The organism is Mangrovibacter sp. MFB070 (genome assembly GCF_000705335.1).
GTDB lineage: Bacteria > Pseudomonadota > Gammaproteobacteria > Enterobacterales > Enterobacteriaceae > Mangrovibacter > Mangrovibacter plantisponsor.
In genome coordinates this window covers 11,838-37,057 of record NZ_JJMI01000025.1, presented here as the reverse complement: position 1 = coordinate 37,057, position 25,220 = coordinate 11,838, and the positions used below count along the sequence as shown (strand labels likewise).

General features: G+C 51.1%; 30 protein-coding genes. 22 read left to right on the top strand and 8 right to left on the bottom strand.

The window, feature by feature from the left end; all coding sequences use genetic code 11:
- Positions 1–1,245 carry a cardiolipin synthase ClsB gene (gene clsB, locus DT73_RS12300; protein ID WP_036109040.1) on the bottom strand — a complete coding sequence of 415 codons (1,245 nt, stop codon included), beginning with the start codon at positions 1,243–1,245 and terminating at the stop codon, positions 1–3.
- Positions 1,242–1,994, bottom strand: a complete 753-nt coding sequence (locus DT73_RS12295) for an endonuclease/exonuclease/phosphatase family protein (protein ID WP_036109038.1) — start codon at positions 1,992–1,994, stop codon at positions 1,242–1,244. The genes clsB and DT73_RS12295 overlap by 4 nt, the downstream gene beginning before the upstream one ends.
- A gap of 138 nt (positions 1,995–2,132) precedes the next feature.
- Between DT73_RS12295 and DT73_RS12290 the strand changes: the two genes are divergently transcribed.
- A complete protein-coding gene (locus tag DT73_RS12290) occupies positions 2,133–2,552 on the top strand; it encodes a YbhQ family protein (protein WP_036109034.1) in 420 nt (139 codons plus the stop codon).
- On the opposite strand, the gene DT73_RS12285 is transcribed toward DT73_RS12290, so the two are convergent.
- From DT73_RS12285 to cecR, 5 genes are read right to left on the bottom strand one after another with little or no spacing between them, the layout of a single operon-like run.
- On the bottom strand, positions 2,514–3,617 hold the full coding sequence (locus DT73_RS12285) for an ABC transporter permease (protein ID WP_036109031.1): 1,104 nt from the start codon (positions 3,615–3,617) through the stop codon (positions 2,514–2,516). The genes DT73_RS12290 and DT73_RS12285 overlap by 39 nt on opposite strands.
- Positions 3,618–3,623: 6 nt before the next feature.
- Positions 3,624–4,766, bottom strand: a complete 1,143-nt coding sequence (locus DT73_RS12280; protein WP_235234500.1) for an ABC transporter permease — start codon at positions 4,764–4,766, stop codon at positions 3,624–3,626.
- Positions 4,753–6,498, bottom strand: coding sequence for an ATP-binding cassette domain-containing protein (locus tag DT73_RS12275; RefSeq protein WP_036109025.1), 1,746 nt, complete (start codon positions 6,496–6,498; stop codon positions 4,753–4,755). The genes DT73_RS12280 and DT73_RS12275 overlap by 14 nt, the downstream gene beginning before the upstream one ends.
- Complete coding sequence (hlyD, locus tag DT73_RS12270; RefSeq protein ID WP_036109023.1) at positions 6,498–7,487, bottom strand: secretion protein HlyD; 990 nt, start codon at positions 7,485–7,487, stop codon at positions 6,498–6,500. The genes DT73_RS12275 and hlyD overlap by 1 nt, the downstream gene beginning before the upstream one ends.
- An 11-nt stretch (positions 7,488–7,498) precedes the next feature.
- Entirely contained in the window at positions 7,499–8,170 is a 672-nt protein-coding gene (cecR, locus tag DT73_RS12265) for a transcriptional regulator CecR (protein WP_036109020.1), read from the bottom strand.
- Between the two features lie 260 nt (positions 8,171–8,430).
- Between cecR and rhlE the strand changes: the two genes are divergently transcribed.
- The 3 genes from rhlE (at position 8,431) to ybiB (ending at position 13,137) form a co-directional block, all read left to right on the top strand.
- Positions 8,431–9,798 (top strand): ATP-dependent RNA helicase RhlE, encoded by a 1,368-nt coding sequence (rhlE, locus tag DT73_RS12260; protein WP_036109016.1) that lies wholly within the window; start codon positions 8,431–8,433, stop codon positions 9,796–9,798.
- Between the two features lie 186 nt (positions 9,799–9,984).
- Positions 9,985–12,168 carry an ATP-dependent DNA helicase DinG gene (gene dinG / locus DT73_RS12255; RefSeq protein WP_051691361.1) on the top strand — a complete coding sequence of 728 codons (2,184 nt, stop codon included), beginning with the start codon at positions 9,985–9,987 and terminating at the stop codon, positions 12,166–12,168.
- A 3-nt stretch (positions 12,169–12,171) separates the two neighbouring features.
- Positions 12,172–13,137 (top strand): DNA-binding protein YbiB, encoded by a 966-nt coding sequence (gene ybiB / locus DT73_RS12250; RefSeq protein WP_036109015.1) that lies wholly within the window; start codon positions 12,172–12,174, stop codon positions 13,135–13,137.
- A gap of 692 nt (positions 13,138–13,829) precedes the next feature.
- Here the strand turns inward: ybiB and DT73_RS12245 are convergent.
- Positions 13,830–14,543, bottom strand: coding sequence for a S24 family peptidase (locus tag DT73_RS12245; protein ID WP_084172279.1), 714 nt, complete (start codon positions 14,541–14,543; stop codon positions 13,830–13,832).
- A gap of 232 nt (positions 14,544–14,775) precedes the next feature.
- Here DT73_RS12245 and DT73_RS25550 point away from each other — a divergent pair, with 232 nt between their 5' ends.
- The 18 genes from DT73_RS25550 to DT73_RS12155 all read left to right on the top strand — a co-directional run bounded on the left by DT73_RS25550 (position 14,776) and on the right by DT73_RS12155 (position 25,160).
- On the top strand, positions 14,776–14,997 hold the full coding sequence (locus tag DT73_RS25550) for a helix-turn-helix transcriptional regulator (RefSeq protein ID WP_072006966.1): 222 nt from the start codon (positions 14,776–14,778) through the stop codon (positions 14,995–14,997).
- Complete coding sequence (locus DT73_RS26205) at positions 14,997–15,683, top strand: DNA-binding protein (RefSeq protein ID WP_152552519.1); 687 nt, start codon at positions 14,997–14,999, stop codon at positions 15,681–15,683. The genes DT73_RS25550 and DT73_RS26205 overlap by 1 nt, the downstream gene beginning before the upstream one ends.
- Positions 15,661–15,927, top strand: coding sequence for a hypothetical protein (locus DT73_RS12235; protein WP_369792608.1), 267 nt, complete (start codon positions 15,661–15,663; stop codon positions 15,925–15,927). The genes DT73_RS26205 and DT73_RS12235 overlap by 23 nt, the downstream gene beginning before the upstream one ends.
- A gap of 2 nt (positions 15,928–15,929) precedes the next feature.
- Positions 15,930–16,220 (top strand): hypothetical protein, encoded by a 291-nt coding sequence (locus DT73_RS12230; RefSeq protein WP_036109013.1) that lies wholly within the window; start codon positions 15,930–15,932, stop codon positions 16,218–16,220.
- A 38-nt stretch (positions 16,221–16,258) separates the two neighbouring features.
- The gene (locus tag DT73_RS12225; RefSeq protein ID WP_036109011.1) at positions 16,259–16,516 is read left to right on the top strand and encodes a hypothetical protein; all 258 of its coding nucleotides are present in this window, start codon (positions 16,259–16,261) and stop codon (positions 16,514–16,516) included.
- Positions 16,517–16,525: 9 nt separating this feature from the next.
- Positions 16,526–16,780, top strand: coding sequence for a hypothetical protein (locus tag DT73_RS12220; protein ID WP_036109009.1), 255 nt, complete (start codon positions 16,526–16,528; stop codon positions 16,778–16,780).
- A 12-nt stretch (positions 16,781–16,792) separates the two neighbouring features.
- Positions 16,793–17,410, top strand: coding sequence for a DUF3164 family protein (locus DT73_RS12215; protein ID WP_036109005.1), 618 nt, complete (start codon positions 16,793–16,795; stop codon positions 17,408–17,410).
- 276 nt (positions 17,411–17,686) lie between these two features.
- Positions 17,687–18,145: a hypothetical protein gene (locus DT73_RS26765; RefSeq protein ID WP_235234498.1), complete on the top strand. Its 459-nt coding sequence runs from the start codon at positions 17,687–17,689 to the stop codon at positions 18,143–18,145.
- Complete coding sequence (locus DT73_RS12200; protein ID WP_036109001.1) at positions 18,123–18,677, top strand: gp16 family protein; 555 nt, start codon at positions 18,123–18,125, stop codon at positions 18,675–18,677. The genes DT73_RS26765 and DT73_RS12200 overlap by 23 nt, the downstream gene beginning before the upstream one ends.
- Positions 18,674–19,069, top strand: a complete 396-nt coding sequence (locus DT73_RS12195; protein WP_036109000.1) for a Mor transcription activator family protein — start codon at positions 18,674–18,676, stop codon at positions 19,067–19,069. Before DT73_RS12200 ends, DT73_RS12195 begins: the two co-directional genes overlap by 4 nt.
- An 11-nt stretch (positions 19,070–19,080) precedes the next feature.
- On the top strand, positions 19,081–19,584 hold the full coding sequence (locus DT73_RS12190) for a hypothetical protein (protein ID WP_036108999.1): 504 nt from the start codon (positions 19,081–19,083) through the stop codon (positions 19,582–19,584).
- Positions 19,585–19,680: 96 nt separating this feature from the next.
- A complete protein-coding gene (locus tag DT73_RS12185) occupies positions 19,681–20,262 on the top strand; it encodes a glycoside hydrolase family 108 protein (protein ID WP_036108998.1) in 582 nt (193 codons plus the stop codon).
- Between the two features lies 1 nt (position 20,263).
- A complete protein-coding gene (locus DT73_RS12180; protein WP_036108996.1) occupies positions 20,264–20,491 on the top strand; it encodes a hypothetical protein in 228 nt (75 codons plus the stop codon).
- Between the two features lie 122 nt (positions 20,492–20,613).
- The gene (locus tag DT73_RS12175) at positions 20,614–21,810 is read left to right on the top strand and encodes a DUF935 domain-containing protein (RefSeq protein ID WP_235234497.1); all 1,197 of its coding nucleotides are present in this window, start codon (positions 20,614–20,616) and stop codon (positions 21,808–21,810) included.
- Positions 21,800–22,234, top strand: a complete 435-nt coding sequence (locus DT73_RS12170) for a hypothetical protein (RefSeq protein WP_235234496.1) — start codon at positions 21,800–21,802, stop codon at positions 22,232–22,234. Before DT73_RS12175 ends, DT73_RS12170 begins: the two co-directional genes overlap by 11 nt.
- Positions 22,235–22,237: 3 nt before the next feature.
- Positions 22,238–23,074, top strand: a complete 837-nt coding sequence (locus DT73_RS12165) for a phage minor head protein (protein WP_036108978.1) — start codon at positions 22,238–22,240, stop codon at positions 23,072–23,074.
- A 209-nt stretch (positions 23,075–23,283) separates the two neighbouring features.
- Positions 23,284–24,252 (top strand): phage protease, encoded by a 969-nt coding sequence (locus DT73_RS12160; RefSeq protein ID WP_036108976.1) that lies wholly within the window; start codon positions 23,284–23,286, stop codon positions 24,250–24,252.
- 5 nt (positions 24,253–24,257) lie between these two features.
- Positions 24,258–25,160, top strand: coding sequence for a Mu-like prophage major head subunit gpT family protein (locus DT73_RS12155; RefSeq protein ID WP_036108974.1), 903 nt, complete (start codon positions 24,258–24,260; stop codon positions 25,158–25,160).
- Positions 25,161–25,220 lie beyond the last annotated feature (60 nt).

The window sequence follows — 25,220 nt, the reverse complement described above, 5'->3', positions numbered from 1 at the left end:
TTATTGTCCTCCTGAGTCCGTGGTGGCATGTTGGTCCTGCTGCTCAAGCTCAGGCTGAACTGGCGGCGGGACGCGGGTAATACGTGGCGTATGGGCAGGCAACCAGCCCACCATGGCCGGGAAATGCCGCACAAAGTGGAAGGCGAGAACACTACAGGTAAGCCCCCACCAGCGCGGGCCTGGCAGCAACACGCGGTCGGCTTGTGTCTGCTCTGTGCTGTGGCTTATCAGCTTCATCAGGTTGTCGCGCAATGTCTGGTTGAATTCACGGTCATGAATCACCAGGTTGGCTTCAAGGTTGAGCGACAAACTCAGTGGGTCGAGGTTACTGGAGCCAACGGTTGCCCAGTGGCTGTCCATCACAGCGACTTTTCCGTGTAACGGGCGCTGCTGGTATTCATAAATATGGACACCAGCTTTAAGCAGGTAAGGGTAGAGCAGGCGGGCTGCAGTCTTTACCACCGGAATGTCCGGTTCGCCCTGCAAAATTAGTTTAACGCTGACACCACGGCGTGCTGCGTTGCGCATGGCATGTAACAGCCGGTATCCCGGGAAGAAATAGGCATTGGCGATAATCACCTCACGGCGAGCCCGTGCCAGCATGCGCAAATAATAACGCTCAATGTCATCCGGGTGGTGGTTGTTATCCCGCCAGATAAACAGTGCCTGTGCTTCTCCGGCCTGGTTCTGGTCCTGTGCCTTATGCCGCCGCCAGCGCCAGCGGCGTGTTCGGGTACTTTCCGGCAGGTTATCAATAACAAACTGCTGAATATCACTGACCACCGGGCCACGAATGGCAACGGCATAATCCTGTTTGGCCTCTGGCCCGTAACTGGTGATGTGCTCTGCTGAGTAATTAATGCCGCCAACAAACGCCAGTTCGCCATCAATCACCACTATTTTGCGGTGCATCCGGCGGAACAGATTCGTTCGCATACCAAGAAACAGCGGTGACGGGTCGTAATAACGTACTACAACGCCCGCCTGGGTGAGTGTATTAATAAATGTCTCGCTCAGGTCGGGGGAACCATAGCCATCCATTAATACCTCCACCTGCACACCACGCTTCGCCGCTTCCAACAAGACCTGGTGCAGCGCCTGGCCTGCGTTATCGTCAAACCAGATAAATGTTTCCAGTAATACCTGTTTTTTTGCCTGGCTTATGGCTTTGAATACCGCCGGATAATAGGCATCGCCATTTTCCAGTAACGTAATCTGGTTACCGCTTCTCCATGTCGTTTTCACAGACTAATCTCCACGGCTAATGGCGCATGATCCGATAACCCACGCCACGGACCAGATGAGAAGGGCAAAGGTCTGCACTGTTGCACATGGCGCACATAAATTCTGTCCAGGCGCAAAAAAGGGTACCAAACCGGGAATGTGCGGGCGGGTTTGCCAAACTCACGGCTGAATACTTCTTCCATGCCATCATGCTCATGCAGGCGTGGGTGGATCCGTTGCCGCCAGTCATTAAAATCGCCTGCCACAACCAGTGGGGCATTCTCAGGCAGTTGGCGAATCACTGCCCACAGCTTTTCCAGTTGTGCCCGGCGATGGGCCTCTTTCAGCCCCAGATGAACACAAATAATATGGAGCGACGCTGGTTTGCCGGGTACGGAGATGCGGCAATAAAGCAGGCCCCGCTGCTCATGGCCCTCTATGGATACGTCGATATTTTCGCTATGTTCAATTGGGAAACGCGATAAAACCGCATTCCCGTGGTGACCTTCCGGATAAACCGCATTGCGCCCATAGGCATAATCGCGCCACACTGTATCGGCCAGATATTCATAGTGGCTGGTTGTTGGCCAGCCGGGTGTTGCCCGGGCCAAAGCCTGGTGTTCACCACTAACTTCCTGCAGGCAAACAACGTCGGCAAGTGTTGCACGCAAAGCATCGCGCAGGGCGGGCAGTGAAAAGCGGCGGTTAAAAGCAGTAAATCCTTTATGTGTGTTTATTGTTAAGATTTTGATAATTGACTGTGAAGGCATAGTGCCGATTTCCTCCTTGTTTTGTTTCTGTGTGCAAATAAAGTGTAGTGTTTGTCACAAAAAACTGGCGGGATACGGAATTTTCCGTAAAGTGCGGTACTCTGATTAGTAGTCAAAAAATCCATCAGGAGATAAGACATGAAATGGCAACAACGACTTCGTGTCGCAACAGGCCTGAGTTGCTGGCAAATTATGCTGCATTTGCTGGTTATAGCCGTGCTGGTTGCCGGCTGGATGAGTAAGTCTCTGGTCCAGGTCGGTATTGGTCTGTGTTTGTTATACACACTGACTTTAGTGATGATGCTGGCGTTACAGCGTTTTCATGATGGCTGGCTCAGGGAGTTGGGTGATTTTCTCGAAGAGCTCACCACCACATGGTATTTTGGTACGGCGTTAATTGGCCTGTGGCTGTTATCCCGTGTTTTTCAGAGCCATCTGGTGCTGGTGCTTGCCGGCGTGGTTATCCTCGCCGGGCCTGCAGTTGTGTCGTTACTGGCAAAAGACAGCAAACGGCGCCGGTCAGGCGATTTTTCTGCGAAACATAGCGTACGCCGCTGAACCTGTTATGGCCGTTATAACTAATAGCGGCCATAAGCTTTGCCACACAATACTGAAATTCGCATCCTTCAGGTAAATCTCTTTGGTGATATCGGTGAAATGCCGAATCGGGTTTACCCACGTCAGGTCCTGTAACCACACCGGCATATTCTCTACCGGGGAAACATACCCGGAAAGCAAAATGGCTGGCATCATAAACACAAATACGCCAATAAACGCCTGTTGCTGGGTTGAACACAGCGACGAAATCAGCAGGCCGAACCCCACCAGCGATAACCCGTAAACCAGCATAGTGAAATAAAACAGCAGCAGAGAACCGGCAAAGGGGATCTGGTAAGCCCATATCCCCACGCCCAACACAATCGACGCCTGAAAACAGGCGACAATTAAGGCCGGTACTGCTTTGCCAACAAAAATCTGCCAGGTGGCGAGCGGAGAAACCAGTAACTGGTCCAGTGTGCCTTGCTCACGTTCCCGGGCAACAGACAATGAAGTGACAATCATCACGCCTATGGTGGTAATCATGGCAATCAGCGAAGGAACAACAAACCACTTGTAGTCCAGATTCGGGTTATACCAGTTGCGTATCACCAGTTCACTGTTGTTCTGTTTCTGCCCGTTCAGCAGCGATTGCTGGTAATCATTGATTATCTGCTGCACGTAACGGGCGGCAATTTGTGCACTGTTTGAATTGCGCCCGTCCAGCAGTAACTGCACTTGTGCGGGAGTTAGCTGGTCCAGGTTGCGGGAAAACGTGGGCGGGAAACGCACTACCAACAGCGCTCGCTGGTTATCAATAACATCACGAATCTGACTGGGGCTGTTGAGCTGTAAAATATGGGAAAACGCTTTTGCCTGCGCAATACGCTGGGTCAGTTCAACTGAGTGTTTGCCGTTATCTTCATTATAAATAGCCACGGTTGCGTTGGTGACTTCCAGTGTGGCGGCAAACGGAAACAGCACCACCTGAAGAATCACCGGCATTATCAGGATTGCGCGGGTTTGCGGCTCCCTTAACAGCGACTGTAACTCTTTACGGATAAGCGTCCACAAGCGGTGCAGCATAGCGTGTTACTCCCTGTCGAGACGGCGGCTGGTTTTCAACATGGTCAGCCCAATAAACAGTACCGCAGAGGCAATTAAAAACAGCACATTGACCACCAGCACCGAAGTGATATTGCCCGCGAGAAACAGTGTTTGCAGTGTACTGACAAAATAACGGGCCGGAATAATGTAGGTCACGATACGGATAATGGCGGGCATGCTGTCTATCTGGAATATAAAACCGGACAACATAATGGAAGGCAAAAAAGCGGCGTTCAGCGCAACCTGCGCGGCATTAAACTGGTTACGTGTCAGCGTGGAAATCAGCAGGCCCATACCCAGCGTGCTGAGCAAAAACAGGCTGGTGATAAGAAATAAGATCAGCAGCGAGCCACGCCAGGGAACACCCAGAATAAACACCGACACCAGCATACACAGCAACATAGCCAGCATACCGAGAAAGTAATAGGGAACCAGTTTACACAGTAGTAACTCAGTCCGGGTTACTTCAGTGGACAACAGCGCTTCCATAGTGCCGCGTTCCCATTCACGGGCAATCACCAGTGAAGTGAGAATTGCGCCAATAACCGTCATGATAATAGTAATCGCGCCAGGAATAATAAAATGGCGGCTGATAGCGGCCGGGTTGAACCAGTAACGGGTTTGCACATCAATCAGAGGTTCGAAGGTTTCACCACGGTCTTCAGCACGTTGTTGCTGCCAGATTTGCCAGACACCCTGAGCATAGGCCTGCACAAAGTTGGCGGTATTGGGTTCGCTGCCATCGGTTATCACCTGAATGGGCGCCGTATCTCCATGACGGGCCATTTGCGCCGCAAAGTTGACCGGAATGGTAATGATGCCGCGTATTTTCCCGGCCTGCATCAGGTCAACCAAATACTGGCGGTTATCGCTGATTGTCGGGGCAATGAAAGGCGAAGCACTGACCGTGTGAGCAAAAGAGAGTGCTTCCTCACTTTGCTGGTCCAGTAATACACCCACATGCAACCGGCTGGAATCCAGGTTAATGCCATAGCCGAAGATAAACAGCAGCATCAGCGGGATAACCACCGCAATCAGCCAGCTACTCGGGTCGCGAATAATCTGGCGGGTTTCTTTAATGCACAGCGCCCTGACTCGATGCCAGGCAAGGATGCTATTGGCGGCCATTGTCATGCTCCTTATCCCACTGGTGAATCAGTTGAATAAATGCCTGCTCCATGGTTGGGTCGGCCATTTCGTCGTTGGCCGCGCTGGCTTTAAGTGAGTCCGGGGAACCACTGGCAATTAACTTCCCGCGGTAAACCAGCCCAATACGGTCGCAATATTCGGCTTCATCCATAAAGTGGGTTGTGACCATCACGGTGACACCCCGCTCCACCATACTGTTAATGTGCAACCAGAATTCGCGGCGGGTGAGGGGGTCAACGCCCGATGTCGGCTCATCAAGAAACAGAATATCCGGCTCATGCATTAATGAGCAGGCCAGTGCCAGGCGTTGTTTAAACCCTAATGGCAGGGCATCAGTTGCCTGGTGTGCTACGGCCTGTAAGTTAAAGGCATCGGTCATGCGCTGGATCTTTTCCTGCTGACGTGCGCCGCGTAAACCGTAGATCCCGGCAAAAAAACGCAGGTTCTGGGTAACCGTCAGGTTGCCATACAATGAGAATTTCTGTGCCATATAACCCAGGTGCTGGCGGGCTTTCCCTGAACTGGTTTTTAAATCCATATTCAGCACCAGTGCCTGGCCATCGGTGGGTACCAGCAACCCACACATCATTTTAAATGTTGTGGATTTCCCGGCACCATTTGGCCCCAACAGGCCGAAGATTTCGCCACGCCTGACCGCGAAGTCAACATGGTCAGTTGCTGCAAAATCCCCAAATTTCTTGGTCAGGTTACGGGCTTCAATCACGGTTTCCCCTTTGCTGCCCTCAACCTGATGCAAAATGGCACCAAGAGGGGATTCCCGGGTTTTGGTTCCGCCTAACAAGTCAATAAAGGCGTCTTCAAAGCGTGGCTGGGTTTCCCGAAAACAGTTTTCGGGTAACGACAGGCTGGTTGCAAGCTCGGGAATAGCGGATGGGGAATTAACAATCAGGCGAACCGAGTGGCCCTGAATCATTCCGTCGCTCACACAGGGCTGGCGCAGAGCATGCTGAAGCAGTGGGCGGTTTTTCCCTTCCGGGCTGGTAACCAGCCAGGTGCGCCCGGCAATTTGCTGTGTCAGTGCGTCTGGTGCGCCCTGGTACAGGCGCTCGCCTTCATTCATCAACAACACTTCCCGGCACTGTTCCGCTTCATCCAGGTAGGACGTGCTCCATAAAATCAGCATGCCGTCACTGGCCAGTTCATGCACCATGCGCCACAATTCCCGCCGTGAGATAGGGTCAACACCCACTCCGGGTTCATCCAGTAACAGCACACTGGGCTGGCCGACCAGGGTGCAGGCTAACCCCAGCTTTTGCTTCATCCCGCCCGACAATTTCCCGGCCAGGCGTTTGGTAAACGGCCCCAGGTCGGTAAATTCCAGAAGCTGGTTAAATACTTGCTGGCGCAGTTTGCCACGGACACTGCGCAAATCGGCGTACAGGTTCAGGTTTTCCATCACCGTTAAATCTTCGTACAGGCCAAATTTCTGTGGCATATAACCCAGCATGCTGTGCAGTTGCGTATCGTCGCGAATGGGGTCAAGGCCCAGTACTTCAATCTTGCCTTCGCTCGGTGTCAGTAACCCGGCCAGCATACGCATTAATGTTGTTTTACCGGCACCATCGGGCCCAACAAGGCCAGTGACAGCGCCCGCTGTAATTTCCGTATTCAGGCTGGCAACGGCGGGGCGGTCGAGCCCGCGAAAATGTTTGACGACATTCTCCAGCCTGATTGTCGCCGCCTGGCTCATTACTGCTCTCCTTCAAACCGAATGGTTACTGGCATGCCCTGGCGTAGCGTATCGTCGGGGTGGGTGACAATGATACGCAGGCGGTAAACCAGGTCAGTTCGCAGGTCCGGCGTTTCGACGGTTTTCGGGGTAAATTCGGCCGTGGGTGAAACAAAACCAATTTTACCTTTCCACGGATTCCCAGGGCGACCATCGATATAAATCAGCACATTACGCCCGGGCACTGCCTGGCCGAGATTTTTTTCGTCTACATAAGCGCGCACCCAAACCGGGCGGGTTAATGACAATGTCAGCACCGTACTGCCAGCACTTAACATCGTGCCAGGTTCTACCGCGCGTGTCAGCAGCGTGCCACTTGACGGAGCGGTAAGGGTGGTATCGTGTAAATCCAGTTGCGCCTGGGCAAGGGCTGCCTGGGCTTGCTCCAGGCTGGCTTTGGCTTCAGCAATTTCCTGCGGGCGGTTACCCGCTTTGTACTGGCTGAGTTTATCTTTGGCGGCTTTCAGGTTGGCCTGAGCCTGAACACTCGCCGAGCGGGCATTGGCTAAATCATCGGCGGAATTTACCCGTTGTTGCCATAACGCCTGCTGGCGCTGGTAGTAACGAGTGGCGTACTGGGCTGCTGCCTGGGCTTGTTTCACGGCGGCGGCGGCCTGGGCGATTTCTTCACTACGGTAGCCGGCCATCACCAGGTCATATTTGGCCTGAGCGGCGTCTTCATTAGCCTGTGCCTGTGCCAGCGCAATGGTGTAAGGCTTTTTATCCAGCATACCGAGTGTTTCGCCTGCCGTGATTTTATCGCCTTCGTCCACATTCAGTTCTTCAAGGCGGCCTCCAACCCGGAAGCTCATGTTCACTGTTCGAATATCGACATTGCCGTAGAGTGTCAGTGTGTCATCCTGGTGTTGCTGGTACCACCAGACACCGGCACCAGCTACAATGAGAACTAATAAAATCACAGCTGCAATCAGTGGCTTGCGGTGTTTCATGCCAGCGTTCCTCAGTGTTGAGACAGTCCGTATAAAATAAAATCAATATGCGATGCGATAACGTTGCTAATCAGCCCAACTTTTTGATTATCGAATTGGGTCCAGCCCATGCGTAATAAAATGGTTTCGCGCCCAAGGCGGAACGCAAGGATCTCACCTAACAAGGCATGGGTATGCAAAATGGTTTCTGTATCCAGTGGATCCCGCCCACAGTAACAGGCGATTAATGCGCACAGGTGATCATGCATGGGGGCGATCACCTGGTCATGAATCAGGGTGTAAGCGGAAGTGGGGGAAAGCTGTTCGCGGGAAATAAATTTACTCAGGTTGAGGGTTTCATCTGAGGTCAGCAATTTGCACATATGGCCGCAGGCCAGGTGAATTAACTCGCGCACTGCCGTTTTGTCTGGTTGTTCCCGGGAAAGTAGCTGTACCGCGGAAGCAACATGTGGCTGGAAATTATGGCTGATAAAATCTGCTATCCATTGCGCGCAGGCCATATACAGTTCTTCTTTTGAACCAAAATAGTAAGTAATGGCAGCTATATTTTGGTCGGCCTGTGTTGCAATATCTCGTGTGGTTGCATGCAAACCAAACTCACCAAACTGCGCTATAGCGGCAGTAATTAATTGGTTTTTAGCGAGTTCACCCCGAGAGGTGACGGGCGTATTCATCGTATTCATCACCAGAGCAAGTAAAAGTTAATCAATCGTTTGATTAAGTTTATGCCAGCTTTTGGTATATGGCTACTGGCAGCGTATTATTTTGCAGAAATTTCTGTTCGCGGGAATTTATGCAGCGCGACGGAAAAGCTGTTACACTCCGCCGCTTCATGACACTGTGGTTGTGTCGCTGTTGTTTGGTTAAGGGGTTCCCTTGCCACTAAAACGACGATCCCTGGAACTACGCCGTAAACTGCGGGCAGGGTGAGTGAGGAGTTGTTATGTCTTTTGAATCACTCGGGTTAAATCCGGCAATTTTACAGGCAGTAGCTGAACAGGGTTATAGCGAGCCAACCCCAATTCAACAACAGGCGATTCCGGCAGTGCTTGCCGGGCGCGATTTAATGGCCAGCGCACAGACCGGGACCGGGAAAACCGCCGGGTTTACTTTGCCATTGTTGCAGAAATTGTCTCAGTCTCCGCATGCGGTCAGTGGCAAACGCCCTGTTCGTGCTCTGATTCTGACGCCTACCCGCGAGCTTGCTGCACAGGTTTGGGAAAATGTGCGTGCCTACAGCAGCCACCTGAAACTGCGTTCACTGGTGGTGTATGGCGGTGTCAGCATCAACCCACAAATGATGAAGCTGCGTGGTGGCGTAGATATTCTGGTCGCCACTCCTGGCCGCTTGCTGGATCTGGTGCACCAAAATGCAGTCAGCCTGGATAAAGTAGAAGTACTGGTGCTGGATGAAGCAGACCGCATGCTGGATATGGGCTTTATCCATGATATTCGCCGTGTGCTGGCAAAATTACCGGCAAAACGCCAGAACTTGCTGTTTTCCGCAACCTTCTCTGATGACATTAAACACCTGGCTTCCGGGTTACTTAAAAACCCGGAAGTGATTGAAGTTGCACGCCGTAATGCGCCTTCAGAACAGGTGACACAATATGTGCACCTGGTTGATAAAAAGCGTAAGCGTGAATTGTTGTCTCACCTGATTGGTAAAGATAACTGGCAGCAGGTACTGATCTTCACCCGCACAAAATACGGTGCCAACCACCTTGCGGAGCAACTGAACAAAGACGGCATCAGCGCTGCGGCTATTCATGGTAATAAAAGCCAGGGAGCCCGTACCCGTGCGCTGGCCGATTTTAAATCCGGCGCGATTCGTGCGCTGGTGGCTACAGACATTGCTGCACGTGGTATTGATATTGAATCACTGCCTTATGTGGTTAACTATGAGTTGCCAAATGTGCCGGAAGACTATGTTCACCGTATTGGCCGTACCGGGCGCGCGGCAGCAACCGGGCAGGCGGTGTCACTGGTGTGTGTAGACGAGCACAAACTGTTAAAAGACATTGAGCGCTTACTTAAACGCCCAATACCGCGCATGGCGATTGACGGCTATGAGCCAGACCCGTCCATCAAAGCGGAACCAGTGGAAGACCGCCAGTCGCGTGGCCGCCGTGGTGGTGGCCAGGGCCGTGGTAGCCGCCCTTCAGCCGGGGCTCCGGCGAAGAAACGCACCCCGCGCCCAGAAAACCGTGGTGCCCGGCCTGAAAATGCCAGCGGCAAACCTGAAAACCGCCCGGCAAAACCCCGCCGCTCGCGTGCTCCCCGAAAAGAGAATGGCAGTAATGGCCAGTAATGGCCTGCGTGGCTGGTAAAACTGCCTGCCACTGCGGTTAACCCCCGGTCTGTTAGCCGTTCCCGGCAATTCTGGTTCACAGAATTGCCGGCTCTCTTCCAGTAAACCAATTTGCCCCAAAAAGCAGTTCAGCCAGCCACGAAAAAATGCCACAATAGTGGTTGTTTATACAGTACAGGAACTGCAATGGCCTTATCCGCGGCACAAAAGGCGCAAATTGCCGCATGGTACAAAGCGCTGCAACAACAAATCCCTGATTTTATCCCTCGCCCTCCTCAGCGGCATATGATTGCCGAGGTGGCAAAAAACCTGGCGGGTGACAGCGGCCGGCATTTGGTTATTGAAGCGCCAACGGGCGTAGGTAAAACGCTCTCCTACCTGATTCCGGGGATTGCCCTTGCCCGGGATGAAAAAAAAACGCTGGTGGTCAGTACTGCGAACGTCGCGTTGCAGGATCAGATCTACAGTAAAGATCTCCCTCTTCTGAGCAAGATAATCCCTGAATTGCGTTATACAGCCGCTTTTGGCCGTGGGCGCTATGTTTGCCCACGTAACCTGGAAGCCCTCGCCAGCGATAACAGCAGCCAGGGGGATCTGTTAGCGTTTCTTGATGATGACCTCACGCCGAAAAATAAAGCAGAACAACAGCGCTGTGCGGCATTAAAGAAAGACCTCGACAGCTACAGTTGGGATGGTCTGCGTGACCACACAGATAAAGTTATTGATGACGGGTTATGGGCGCGCCTGAGCACAGACCGCGCCAGTTGCCTTGGCAGCAACTGCCATTGGTACCGTGAGTGCCCTTTCTTTGTGGCCCGCCGTGAAATTCGTGAAGCTGAAGTGGTGGTGGCGAACCATGCTCTGGTGCTGGCGGCAATGGAGAGTGAATCCGTGTTACCGGAGCCAGATAATTTGCTACTGGTACTGGATGAAGGCCACCATATACCAGAGGTTGCCCGTGATGCACTGGAAATGAGTGCGGAAATCACGCCTGGCTGGAGCCGCCTGCAGCTGGATCTGTTTTGCAAACTGGTCAGCACCTGCCTGGAGCAGTTCCGCCCTAAAACGGTTCCTCCGCTGGCAACACCCGAGCGCCTGGCAAACCATTGTGAAGAAATCACTGAACATCTTGCGGGCCTGGTTGCACAATTTGATTTAGCGCTGCCAGCCACAGAAGAAGGTGATTACCGTTTCCCCATGGGGGTTTTGCCCGAAGATATCATGGCCCATTGTGAGCGCCTGGCAAAACTGACCGATGCACTGCGTGGCCTTGCAGAATCATTCCTGAATGATTTAAGTGAACGCACCGGGCAGCATGATATTGTGCGGTTGCACCGCCTGATTCTGCAAACTAACCGGGCTTTTGGCCACTTTGAGGCGCAGAGTAAATTGTGGCGGCTGGCGGCAATGGAAAAAGCCTCCGGAGCACCGGTATCAAAATGGTTTACCCGTACTTTTCAGGATGGCCAGGCTCACCTGTTCTTCCACTGTGTTGGCATTCGTGTCAGCGACCAGTTGGAACGCCTGTTGTGGCGGCAAATTCCCCATATTGTAGTGACTTCAGCCACATTACGTTCCCTGAACAGTTATACCCGCATTCAGGAGCTCACCGGGCTGCATGAAAAACGGGGGGATACCTTCGTTACTCTGGATTCCCCCTTTAACCATGTAGACCAGGGGCGCATTGTTATTCCCCAAATGCAAACCGACCCTCAGCCAGCAACAGAGCGCCAGCATATTGCCGAGATGGCGGCGTTTTTCCGTGAGCAACTCAAGGCAGGCAAGCACAAAGGGATGCTGGTGTTATTTGCCAGTGGCCGTGCAATGAATATTTTTCTTGAAGAAGTGCAGGATCTGCGTCTGGTGTTACTGGTGCAGGGCGACCAGCCCCGTTACCGGCTGGTTGAGCTTCACCGTAAGCGTGTAAGCCAGGGGGAAACCAGTGTGCTGGTTGGGTTGCAGTCTTTTGCCGAAGGCCTGGATTTGAAAGGTGAACTGTTAAGCCAGGTCCATATCCATAAAATTGCATTTCCCCCGGTAGACAGCCCGGTGGTGATTACCGAAGGGGAGTGGCTGAAAAGCCTGAAACGCTACCCGTTCGATGTACAAAGCCTGCCCGGAGCCTCTTTCACACTGATTCAGCAAGTGGGCCGCCTGATACGTAGCCACAGTTGTTGGGGGGAAGTGGTGATTTATGACCGGCGCTTATTGACAAAAAACTATGGTAAAAGGCTGCTGGATGCGTTACCTGTATTTCCTATCAGCCAGCCTGAGCTACCAGCAGTCCCATGTTCTGCAAAACCGGGCAAACCGGAAAAAAAACGCAGGCGCTCACCTCGCCAGGCTCGGGAAAAACAAGGCAGAGAGTAAAGTATGGATTACCGTAAAGTTATCAAAGAAATTGGCCGGGGTAAAAATCATGCCCGGGATCTGGACTGCGAAACTGCTCAGGCACTATATGCCAGCATGTTACGCGGAGACGTTCCTGAACTGGAACTGGGCGGGGTATTAATTGCTTTGCGTGTCAAAGGGGAAGGCGAAAGCGAAATGCAGGGCTTTTACCAGGCCACGCGCACGCATACGCTGCAGCTTTCTGCCCCGGCAGGCAGGCCTGTGCCCATCGTTATTCCCAGTTATAACGGCGCACGTAAGTTACCGAACCTGACACCACTACTCGCCTTGTTACTTTCCCGGCTGGGTTTCCCGGTTGTGGTCCATGGTGTGAGCGATGACCCGGGCAGGGTAATCACGGAAACGCTGTTTTCCATGATGGGCATTGAGGCGGTTCATTCTCGTGGCAAGGCTCAGGCGGAGCTGGAAGGTGATAAACCTGTTTATATACCTGTCAGTGCTTTGTGCCCGCCACTGGCAACTCAACTGGCACTGCGCTGGCGAATGGGGGTGCGTAACAGCGCTCACACGCTGGCAAAATTGCTGACGCCTTTTCCGGAAAATGCGGCATTACGGCTTTCGAGTGTCTCGCACCCGGAATACTTATCCCGCGTGAGCCAGTTTTTCCAGACTGTGGGTGGTCAGGCACTGGTTATGCACGGAACTGAAGGGGAAGTGTACGCCAACCCATTACGTTGCCCGCAAATAAACTGGGTGAATGCCGCAGGTGAGCAGGTGGTTTATAGCCGTCAGGCAGAAGTCAGCCCGGCACCGGTTTTCCCTTCAGGCAAAGACCCGCAACTGACTGTTGAGTGGTTAACACGCTGTTTGCGCGGCGAAGAGCCTGTTCCGGAATCTATCCAGATTCAGTTAGCATGTTGTTTACTGGCGGCAGCAGAAGTCGCAACGCTGGAAGAAGGTTTACAGCGGGTGGGGCAGTTAATTTAGCGCTGCATAAGCATAAAAAAGCCACCGCGCGTGGCCCGGCCACGATACCCGGTTACAGGCAAAATAGTGGCAGGTATGGCGGTGGCTGAGCCTGATATTCAGGCAAAAACAAGGGTAAATAACACAGAGAAATACAACCCACGGGAGTGGTTTCAGGCACCCCATATAACCCATATAAATTGAGGCCGGCTCATTAAGAACCGGCCTCAACAACGTTCTGTACGAAAATAGCGATGGTGGAACCTGAGCCTGTTTAACAGGGGGTTCCGTGCAGGTACGTCTTTATATGTCTTGTCTTACTCTGTTAGCGCTATTATCTCAGTCATTCCCACCTGGTGGCTATGTAAAAACCTTGTTGTAGTTATTCAAAATAATTGAATCTGGCTGTTTGCGGGAAGGCATTATCCGCGGTCATCGGGCCGGATAAGATCAAATCTTAGTGACTCATCAATCCCGTTGTTAAGTGACACATAAGTAATGAATAGTATCTAGTACCGGGAATATCCGGGTTTAACCGGGAGTATGTGGGATAAGTCTTGATATGAAAGGCTTCAGGTAATCTACTATGAAGTACACAGAGCGAGGTCAATGCCGAACGCTTTTTTAGATCACCTAACTTGAAACGAGATTACTGACACATAAAAAATGAAAGTACCGCTGGGTGATTTCAAGGTTTAAAGTGCATTTAAACCTTAAACATCCTTTGCAATATGAACAACACGGCCAATGACTTCAAAGTTATGAAGCTCACTTTTTGAAATAGGCATTGGTGGATAAGTCGTGTTATCGCTAATAAGAACCCAGGCGCCATTAGGTTGAATCTGAAACCTTTTCACCCACAACAAGTCATCTTGTCTGATTACATACATGTTTCCATCAGATGGCCTGGCATCTGCTGTGTTAATGAGTAAAGTGTCGTTGTTGCTGATTGTTGGTTCCATGGAATCACCTTTTGCCCAAACAACAACAAGGTCTTTTTCATGAAAACCACGATATGACAACCACTTACGTCTAAACGCTAGATGTCTACATGGTGAAATGCCATCATCATTAAATGAACCATATCCAGCCGATACTTGGATGCGATAACCTGGTATAAGAGCAAATTCATCTAAGAAGTTGTCATACGAATCAGGTTCTGCTTTTTCTACAGTGTAGTTAGGTGATGGCACATCATTTACTGACTGTTTACTTCCCTCACTCTTGTACGCCAACTTTGCTGCTGGTGGCAGGACAGATATATGATATTCCGTCGCTTTCGTCCCTTTCCTTTTTCTCCGCAAATCAGGTCGGTCATAGCTGGCTCTGTCCAGTATGTCTCTTGCCCTTCTCGGGGTTGTAGGCATATCAGGTAGACCGGCTGCATCTTTAGCCGTTAACCAGTCTTTAGATTCTTCAAACTCCATATTTACGTCCTTTTCATCGATGGTAAAAGGGACTAGTCGTCCTTTTTGCCGCTTACATGTCTTTTTCCACTAAATGCCAGGCTATACAGGCATCTGAGGCCGAATCACTAAAAAGACAAAAAGGACGAAGTCCTATTGACTTGCGTCCCTTTTGTCTCTATCGTCTTATTACTAGGTCTAAGCACAAGGGCTTATTACTATGAATGATTATGTAGCATCTCAAAAAAATTGCATGGATGGAAGAGACTGGCATCGGGCAGATGTAATTGCTGCTTTAAAAAAGAAAGGGACATCACTGGCCCGTGTTTCACGTGAAGCGGGACTTGGCTCAAGAACTTTAAGTAATACGTTTGCACGGAAATGGCCCCGAGGTGAGCAACTTATTGCTGCTGCCCTGGGAACTTCTCCACAAATGATTTGGCCGAGCAGGTATCCCAAAGAGGAGTGCAATTAATGGAATGGGTATCTGCTAATGAAGTCGCCGGTATTGCTGGATTGCCAACAACCCCCAGAAGAACCCGGGACACTCTTGAAAGAATGGTGGCAGGAAGGACTGAATTACGCCGTAAACGCGAGGGGTCAAAAGCATTTGAGTATCACATATCAGCTCTCCCGCCCCAAGTTCGAGCCGAATTTCTTACATCCAAAGGATTAATTGAAACTGGTGTAGGGTTGATCACGTTACCTGAAAATAACAAGAAAACTGTCGCTTCAGCAGAAAGCTTTGAAAGACAGAAACTCTGGCAACACTGGGAGAAAGCCAGTAACGAACAGCGACTGCGAGCCGAACACCGGGCTAAAGCTGTCGCTTTAGTTGCCGAACTCCAGGATTCGGGGCTGACCGGTGGAACACGCAGTGTGGACTTTGCCCGGCTATTTTCCCGGGTGGCAAAAAAGGTGGTGATTAACAACATCAAAGCCGGGGATGTCGATGCTTTCTGTGATGCATGGAATGTGGCAGGCAAGGACGAACGCCAGCTGCTTAAGGCTATTGCAAAACGGCCCGGGGCACTTCGCTCTCTTTCACACATCCTGCCGCTGGCTCATATCTACGCAAGCGGTAAAGGTGAGCCTGTTAATACGGGGCACATCCATTCAGCGATGCTTGAACTCGGTCATGCAGATGTCAACGGGGAATAACACCATGATAGCCGAACATATTGCAGAGCATATCAGTATGGCTGAGGCAGCACAGAGCTGGCTTCGGGCGCGTGGGAGTCGTGTCACGGATGTCCGCGTATTTATGCGCCGTCCTTTGCTGGAAATCGCCTGCCCTCCTGCTGAACTGGTGAATCAGGCCTCACGAATTATGGAAACCCACAAAGGGGGAACCCGGTCAGTCTGGGTTGCCAGCCTTGAGGGTTGCCGGGTTATCTGGAGGTAAATATGGGATGTAAATCAGGCAGAACATGGACCCGGGAAGAACTCCGTCTCCTTGAGCAGCATGCGGGGAAACTGGGGGTCAGTGAACTGGCCCGTCTGCTGGGGCGTTCAACTCAGTCTGTCTATAACCGCGCCATGCGCCATGGGTTGTCATTACGGATAGTCACGGAAGATGAGCATGACCAGTATCTCTGCCGTGAGCTTTATAAGGCGGGGCTGTCCATTGCGGTCATAGCCCAAAAAATGGAAATGACCCGTAACCGGGTTTTCCACATTGTCTGTCAGGCTGAGTGAAGTATCGCCTGACTACTTAAATAAAGGGGTATCAGTATATGGCTAAAGTAATTTTTGAATTTAAAAGTGATTTTGCAAAACGGGTGCAAAACGGCGTCATGGAAGGGATTTCGGTTAATGTTCAGGTTGATTTTCAGGGTGACCAGCACAATCCCACCGGGGCACTTGCCATGGTAATGGCCGCGAATCAAAAAGAAATAGCGGGTCTGGTAATGGGGAAACTGGTTGAAGAGATGCGTTCCATGGGTGACCACGCAGAAGGCAGTGTCTGCGAACGGTCAGTACAGAAACACTAAGGGGGGCACATGGCAAAAATTACGGCTTACGCGTGGGCATCCGGTCTGATTGAGTTTGGTACGGTGACACCTGATGGCGCATTGCCCATTCTGTCAGGAGAAGAAACACGGGTTCGGGGACTGATTGAAGACATGGCAAGACATTCCAGAAACAGTGACCAGTTGTTAGTGCCCGGTATCCCTGAAGCACCCAGACAACATGAAGGTCTGGATGCATTAATTAAGTTCACTGACCTTATTCAGCGACAATATAGTAAAAATTAAACTGAGGCTTTTATGAATACTGAAAATAACATCCCGGAAGGTTACCGGATTAATGCTCAGGGCCATTATGTTCCGGAGTCCCAAATAAAACCGCTGGATAAACTGCGTGATGAAGTGGTTCTTGCCATTGTGGAAGCTGCTCATCTTCAGCGTAAATCTCTGGCTGAGTTCAAACTCGGTTCAATGGCAAAGGTGGGTGACTTCATTGATGTTTCAGCGGCTGAATACGGTGTTGAATATGGTGGCGCAAAAGGGAATGTCACGCTGGTAAGCTTCGATGGCCGTTACAAAATTATTCGTGCTGTTGGGGAACACCGGGTTTTCGATGAGCGAATTCAGGCAGCAAAGAAGCTGATAGATACCTGTATCAGTGAATGGTCCGGTGGTGCTGATGAAAAAATCATGGCGCTGGTTGACCATGCTTTCCGGGTCAACAAGCAGGGAAAGATAGACATCAATCAGGTGCTGGGGTTACGCCAGCTGAACATTGATGACGGGAAATGGAATGAGGCGATGGATGCGGTAGCTGATGCTATCCAGGTGACCGGAACCAGTCAGTATTTGCGGATTTATGAGCGCCAGACTGACGGCTCTTATAAGCAAATATCTCTGGATATAGCCAGGCTCTGATAATTAATTCCTGATGTTTTCTTTCTTAATACGGCGCGAGCGCCGGGGATTCGCTCGCGCTGAAACCACTGATGAGGTTATTTATGGACTATTTAAAATTCATTATCTGGCGTATTCGATTCGCCTTGCGGTTATGGCTGCGGACCCATTGCATGGATATTGTAAAAGCAGAGTCAGTGCAGTGGGATTTCAGGGGCGAACAGCTCTACAACTGGCGTGAGTGTGACCCAGTGTGGGAAGCCGATGAAGCACTGAGCTACTATGGAGACTAATACCATGTCAAAAAAAGAATTCTATTCCTCACTTATTTTAAGTGAAATTAGTGATTTCTTCGCCGGTATTGGTAATCCCGGTGAACCGAAGAACGCCGAGGAAATGCAACTGCAATTAGCAACGAGAGTTTCCCTTATATTGTCTGGACCAGATGAAAAAGAATGGCAGTCACCTGCCGCCCACGATGTACTGGTTGAGCGTAACCGCCAGTTGCTCATTAAGGGGTTCTCCACTCAGCAGGATGATACGTATATTGGAGGTGAACTGGCAGCGGCGGCAATCAGCTACATTGAACCAATGGAAGCGGAAAATTACTGGCCTGCTGACTGGTATGACAACAGCTTCAGGCCATCAGACTATCGCCGTAATCTGGTGAAAGCTGGCGCACTTATTATTGCTGAAATTGAACGTATCGACCGCCAGCAGGAGGGGATTAACGATGAGCCGTATATCCCTGATTAAGATTATCCATGTGGCCCGGCGCAAGCTGGGTCTCGATGATGAAACATACCGGACCATGATTGGCAGTATTGTTCCTGGCAAAAGTAGTTGCCGGGACATGAATATTCAGGAACTTGAAAAAGTGCTGAAGGCGCTGGAGGGAAAAGGCTTTTCCCGGACATCTGCCCGTTCGGATAAACGCAGAACTTCACGACCATCAGATATCAGTGCAAAAATTCGCGTTATCTGGCGTTTCATGCACATAGATGGTTTTGTCATTGACGGCAGTGATGTTGCCCTTGACCGTTGGGTTCAGCGGATAACCAGCCAGAAGAACGGTGGTGAAGGTGTGGCAAGTGTGGCATGGCTGCGTGGCGATATGGTGATTGCTGTACTGGAAAGTCTCAAACAGTGGCACCTTAGAGTGATGCGTGAAACGATGACCGAACGCGGGATAATGATGCCTGTCAGCCCGGTTAATGGCAGAGAGCTAAGGGATTATGACTCTGTTCGCTCTGCTTTTATTGCAGCAAGGGCAAGGGGGAAACAATGAAAAATGAAACGGGTGAGCTTTTTGATGATGTACGGGATGACAGTATTCTGGAACATCTTGATGATGAGGTTGAATCCTCCCGGTTTCCTTCACTCCTGGCTGAGCTGAATGCGTTATTACGTAACGAACTGGAACGGCTTGGGTATGACTCCCGCCACTCAATTGAACTGGTGGCCGCTATCAGTAGCAAGATTGGAGGAATGCAGGTCTATTTCCCCCGGGGGCAGACACTTGAGTATCTCATCCGCGATATGCGTATCTGGCGTGACTTTAACGGTAAAAATATACCTGAGCTGGTTGAGCGCTATCATGTAACCTACAAAACGGTGTATAAAGCCATCAAACGGATGAGAAGACTGGAGCATGGCAAACACCAAATGCCATTATTCTGAGGATAAGATTAATGAAAATCTTCATATTGATCGCAGCAAGTATTTTATCCCAATCAGCAATCGCAAGTACGGACTTCATTAAAGATGTTAAAGGGGTTTTTCAACAGTACACGAACGTGGATGCTGCTGACTGGTACAACGAAGGAGACACCGCATTTGCTGAGTTTACCGGGCGTAACTTAGGGATTTATCAGAACATTAAAGCTTCAGTGAGAAAGAACGAAGTTAATATAAAAATGTGGTATGCAGGTAACGGTGATAAACCCAGCGATGATGATTTCTTTGTTGCCACCACAGCCGTATGCAATATTGTCTTCCGACATGTGGTACTTACTTCTGACCAAATTGAGAAATTAAAGTCGTGGGATGATAATGTTACTGACCCACTGGACTTTATGTCTGTTGATAAGCTCCAGTTGAGTAATGGTGATTATGTGCATAAAAACATTAATGGCTGGGATGTTAAAATAAAACACTCAGGTATGAATACTTCCTGCTCTGCACAAAAAGCATGATGACATAGTCAATACCAATGAAGCCGGTAAATCCGGCTTTTTTTATGTCCGGCATAAATTGAAGAAACGTTTTTAACTTTATCTTCAGGTGCCGATATGACACAGCAATTGTTTTCCCCCGCATTTCAACACGCACTGGCTTTTGTCCTTGCCCGTGAAGGTGGCTATGTTAATGACCCTACGGACAAAGGCGGTGAAACAAAGTTCGGTATTTCAGACCTTCGGGATGGCCTCGCTGATGGAAAAACAGATGTCAGCGGCGACGGGAAACCCGACACCCTCATTAAAGACCTGACTCAGGAACAGGCTGGTCAAATCTATCAGCGTGACTACTGGCTTACAACCAAGTGCGATACATGGCCTGACGGCATATCCATTTTTGTCTTTGACTCCGCTGTTCAGCATGGTTCCAAAAAAGCCATTCAACTGCTGCAGGAGGCTGTTGGTGTCCAGGCTGATGGCATCATTGGCCCGAAAACAGTCAATGCAGTCAGTACCGCAGATGCTGAATGGCTGTTGATCCGCTGCTTCCTCAAACGTTCCCGCTACTACGCCGACATCATTAAATCCAATGCTTCTCAGGGGAAATACCTCAATGGCTGGTTCAACCGACTGGATGAACTGGCAAGTGCCTGTCAGGAAGTGATTGGTGGGCAGGTTTCTGTCACCCGGAGCTGATATGTGCAAAAGCTGGGAAAACTCACGGCTTTTGGGGCGGCGTGATCGCCTCCGTCAGGAAGTGCTGCACCGGGTCGATGGTGGCCCGGTTCCAACCCCAAGAGACTACACCGGCTGCGATGGAACACACGCCAGTTATTACCGCAAGGGATGGGATTCTGTTGATGTCAGAGACATTGTCTGGCAATGCCACCGTTACAAGGAAAAAAAGAATGTTCAACTCAATTAAAGTGATGTTGCCAAAGCTGTTTTGTTCGGGGTGGACATTGCTTTTGTTTGTCGTGGTTTCTCTGTCCGTATGTGGACAGACGGGCCAGAAGCCCTTTCTCGTCTGGTGGCTGTCAGCCTCAGGTGTGGCGCTTTCATCACTCAGTTTCTTTCTTGATAGACGGGCTGGGAAAAGGTATCGGTGTCTGTGAAATTCTCTGGGATACCCGTCAGGCACAATGGAAACCCCGTGACTATGAATGGGTTGACCCCCGCTTTCTCAGGCCAGAGCGTGAGACGCTCCGCCAGTTTATGCTGCTGACAGACAGCAATCCTGTTTCGGGTGTGTCACTGAGCCCGGGTAAATTCATTATCCATCAGCCCCGGCTTAAGTCAGGGTTACCCATTCGAAACGGGTTAGCCCGTCTTGTGGCAGTGATGTACATGCTCAAGTCCTTTACGGTGCGTGACTGGTGGGCCTTTGGTGAAAAGTTCGGTATTCCCATTGTTGTCGGGAAATATGGTGCGAATGCCTCCCCTGAACAGATAAAGACCCTCATTGATGCCATCAGCTCTATTGCCTCAGATGCCGGGTGTGCCATTCCACAGAGTATGCAACTGGATATGCAGGAGACGGCCAGCCGGAATAATGGCGGCGCACTGTTTAAGGAAATGGCTGAATGGTGTGATGCCCAGACATCCAAGGCGGTGCTGGGTCAGACGATGACCACGGATAACGGCAGTTCCCGTGCCCAGGCAGATGTTCATGACCGGGTGAGAATGGACATTGTGAACTGGGACGCCCGGCAACTGGCCGATACGCTCAATGAGTTTCTGGTTCGTCCGTTTATCCAGTTCAATTACGGGCCTCAGGAGAATTACCCCAGGATAAAAATGTCAGTCAGTGAGGCCGAAGACCTCAAGTCCTTTGTTGAGGCCCTGACACCGTTGATAGACAGGGGCATGAAAATTCAGGAATCAGAAATTCGTGACCGGTTCGGGCTGGCAGAGCCCGAAGACGGTGCCGCCGTTCTCGTGCCTGAAAGCACGTTCACAGCCTTCAGTCCTGCCCCTGCACTGAACCGTGAACACATTGCACTCAACCGAAGCCAGGAAGACGACATTGATGTCATGGTCAGTGAAGCAATGAAAGACTGGGAGCAGACCGGTGATGCATTCACCAGTCCGGTATTGCAGCTGGCTAAAGATGTCGGGAGTTATGAAGAGTTTCTTGCCCGCCTGCCTGAGCTTCAGCAGTCGCTGAAACCGGATGAGTTCGTGCAGCAGCTGGCGCTCCTGAGTTTTAAAGCCCGGGCGCTGGGGGATGCGAATGATGGTTGATAAGCCAGTAACGAAAGCCATGTGGACAAACATTGCGGATGAGCTGAAAGGCTACTTTTGTCATGTCCGGTTCCGCTACCAGGATACAGTGGTCAGTATTACGCGGGAGCGTGACGGTGAGAGCCGCACGGTTCTCGCTGTTTATTTTGACGGGAAAATGTGCGCCGGATGGGGTAGTGAAGCCAGTGATATGTTTAACCCGCTGACCCGGCTTTTCTGGTGTGAGAAAAGACGCCGTTATTATTCGGCAAAACGGGTGGCTGAGCTGGAAAAGCTGTTTGGTAAACGGAAAGCAAAAGCGATGTTCCCTGAACTGCATGACTGTATGCGTTACCGCACACCGTTTTTCAACAGTTCTGCCGCGCTCATTCGGCAGTTCAGGAAGGCTGATGGCCTGACCATTATCACTGAACAGGAGGCGTGACTTATGGCTCAGGATATTGTCCCTGAAGAGGCACTTGCCTGGATGAAAGCCAAAAAGCTTAAGCCCGGTTTTGATTACCGTGACGTCTGGCGTGAAGAGCACCGTATCGGCTTTACCGTGGCAAAAATGACCCAGCTCGACCTTCTTCAGGATGTGAAAATGATCCTGGAGGATGCACTGGAGAATGGCCAGACCTTCGCGCAGTTCCGCGAAACACTGAAACCGCTGCTGATAAAGCGGGGTTGGTGGGGCACTCAGATGATGGATGACCCACTGACGCAGGAAACCCGGGTGGTACAGCTCGGCAGCGACAGACGTTTGCGCACCCTTTACGATACGAATATGCGTACTGCACGCAGTGCCGGTCAGTGGGACCGCATAGAGCGAACCAAAAGGGCCATGCCGTATTTGCTCTATACTGTCGGGCCGTCGAGGGTACACCGCAAGGAACACCTTGGCTGGGCTGACCTCTGTCTGCCGGTTGATGATCCTTTCTGGAAAACGCATATGGGACCAAATGGCTGGGGGTGTAAATGTGGTGTGCGGCAGGTCAGTAAGTATGAGTATCAGCAATTGCTGAAACAGGGTGTCACCCGTAACGTTCAGCAGCTCGATGACAGCGGTAATCCAACGGGTCAGGTCATCCGGCAGACAGTGCCGGTGCAAACTGAAGCGCCGGAAATAAAACGGGTTAAGTGGGTGAACAAACGTACCGGTGAAGAGGAAATGGTGCCACAGGGTATTGATCCGGGATGGGATTATAACCCCGGTACAGGGCGGGAACGTGAACTGGATCGTCAGTTACAAACCCGGCAGCAGCAGTTCGACAGTAATAAATAATGTTGCCTGAAAGACGTTTGTACGCTTCATGGTGGCGCTGTCATGCTTTGTGGTACGATGATTCACCAGAAATTTATTAAACGCTTACAGGCGTTTTTAAACGTGTTTTAAACGGGGTTAACCCGATAATTTACAGTGAAGCCGGTAAATCCGGCTTTTATTTTCCCTTCCTCATACTGTCCGTACACCTTTTTTAAACGGACAGCATCATGGGCAAACCGCTCCCCAACATTGAACTTCTGGCGCTCTGCTTTGAGTTGCCGGAACTGACAGCTAACACCCCGCTGCCAGAATGGCTGCCGATGATACCGGCTGGCACATTCACCGGGCGTGATGGCCGTTCCTGGGTAAATAACCAGCCGGAAGCTGTTATCCGCGCCACCCTGAGCTATCCCAAACTGCCGTTTGATATGGAGCATGCCACTGAGCTGAAAGGGCCGAAAGGCGAAGAGGCTCCTGCATTTGCCTGGCTGGACGACTACCGGCTGCGTGATGATGGCGTCATTGAAGCGCACATCGAATGGACGCCCGATGGCGAAGCCCTTATCCGTGGCAAAAAATACCGCTACTACAGTCCGGCCTTTGGCTTTACTGCCGACGGTCAGGTGACCCGTATTTCCAGTGCGGGCCTGACCAACAAACCCAACCTTGATTTACCCGCACTTAACTCGGAGAACCACGACATGACCGTACCTGTCCAGATTGCGACAGTGCTGGGTCTGGCCGCTGCTGCGTCTGTTGATGACACAGTTAAAGCTATCCAGCAACTCAAAGACCGTGAAACGGTGGCGCTGAACCGTGCTGAAAACCCGGATGTGACGAAGTTTATTCCCATTGAGACACACCAGCTGGCACTGAACCGTGCTGAGACAGCTGAAGGTGAGCTGCAGGCCCGCAACAACAAAGATGCTGAGGCTCTGGTGGATGCGGCAATTGAAGGCGGGAAGGTCGCCCCGGCGAACCGTGAGATGTATCTCGCGACCTGTCGTACCAAAGAAGGCCGGGAGCAGTTTATCGGCTTTGTCAAAACGGCCCCTGCACTGGTGAACAATGAAGACGCCACAAAAGGGAAAACCACCACCACCGATAAAAAGCTCACGGAAACTGAACTGGCAATGTGTCGCAGCATGGGCATTACCGAAAAAGAGTTTCTCGCAGCCAAACCTGAACAGGAGTAATCACGATGCCAGCACCTTCTGCTGAAATTTTGCACGCACTCACCACGTCGCTGAGTGCTGCGTTTAACCGTGGGCTTACGGGGGTTACACCACAGTATCTGCGTATTGCGACTGAAGTGCCCAGTGGTTCCGCCTCCAATACATACGGCTGGCTGGCGGATTTACCGACCATCAAAGAGTGGGTCAGCGAACGCCAGATGGCACTGCTGGCACAGTATGGCTACGTCATCACCAACAAAACCTGGGAAAACTCTATTCGGGTTAAACGGGAAAACATTGAAGATGACGAGATTGGTCAGTACAGCGTGATTGCCGCCGCGTTCGGCCAGCAGGTTGCTGAGTTTCCTGACACCCTGAGCTTCCCCATGCTGGTTGCCGGTTTCACGACAGAATGCTTTGACGGTCAGTATTTCTTTGATACCGACCACCCCATGGCGGGTTCCACCTACAGCAATATCGTCGGGGATATTGCCACCGATACCGGTGAACCCTGGTTCCTGATTGATGAGTCACAGGTACTGAAGCCGGTGATTTACCAGAAGCGACGTGATTTCGATTTCAAATCGCTGGACGACCTGAGCAGTGAGCATACGTTCAAAAATAACGAGTTCCTGTATGGCGTTGATGGTCGCTGCAATGTCGGGTTCGGGTTCTGGCAAACCGCCTGTGGCTCACGAGCGGCCCTGACCACTGAAAACTATGAAGCGGCAGTGAAGGTGTTGCAGGGAATGAAACGTGACTCCGGCCAGCCTCTGGGTATCCGCCCGACCACTCTGGTGGTGGGACCCAACAACCGTGCCGCAGCGAAGAAAATCATTGATGCCATGCTGGTCGATGGTGGGGATTCCAATATCTATTACAAAGATGTGGATATCGTCAACTCACCGTTCATCACCACCCCGGCGTAATTCTCAGCGTCGGTAAACAACGTTACAGCAGGCTTTATACCTGCTGTAACCCACCTTTAA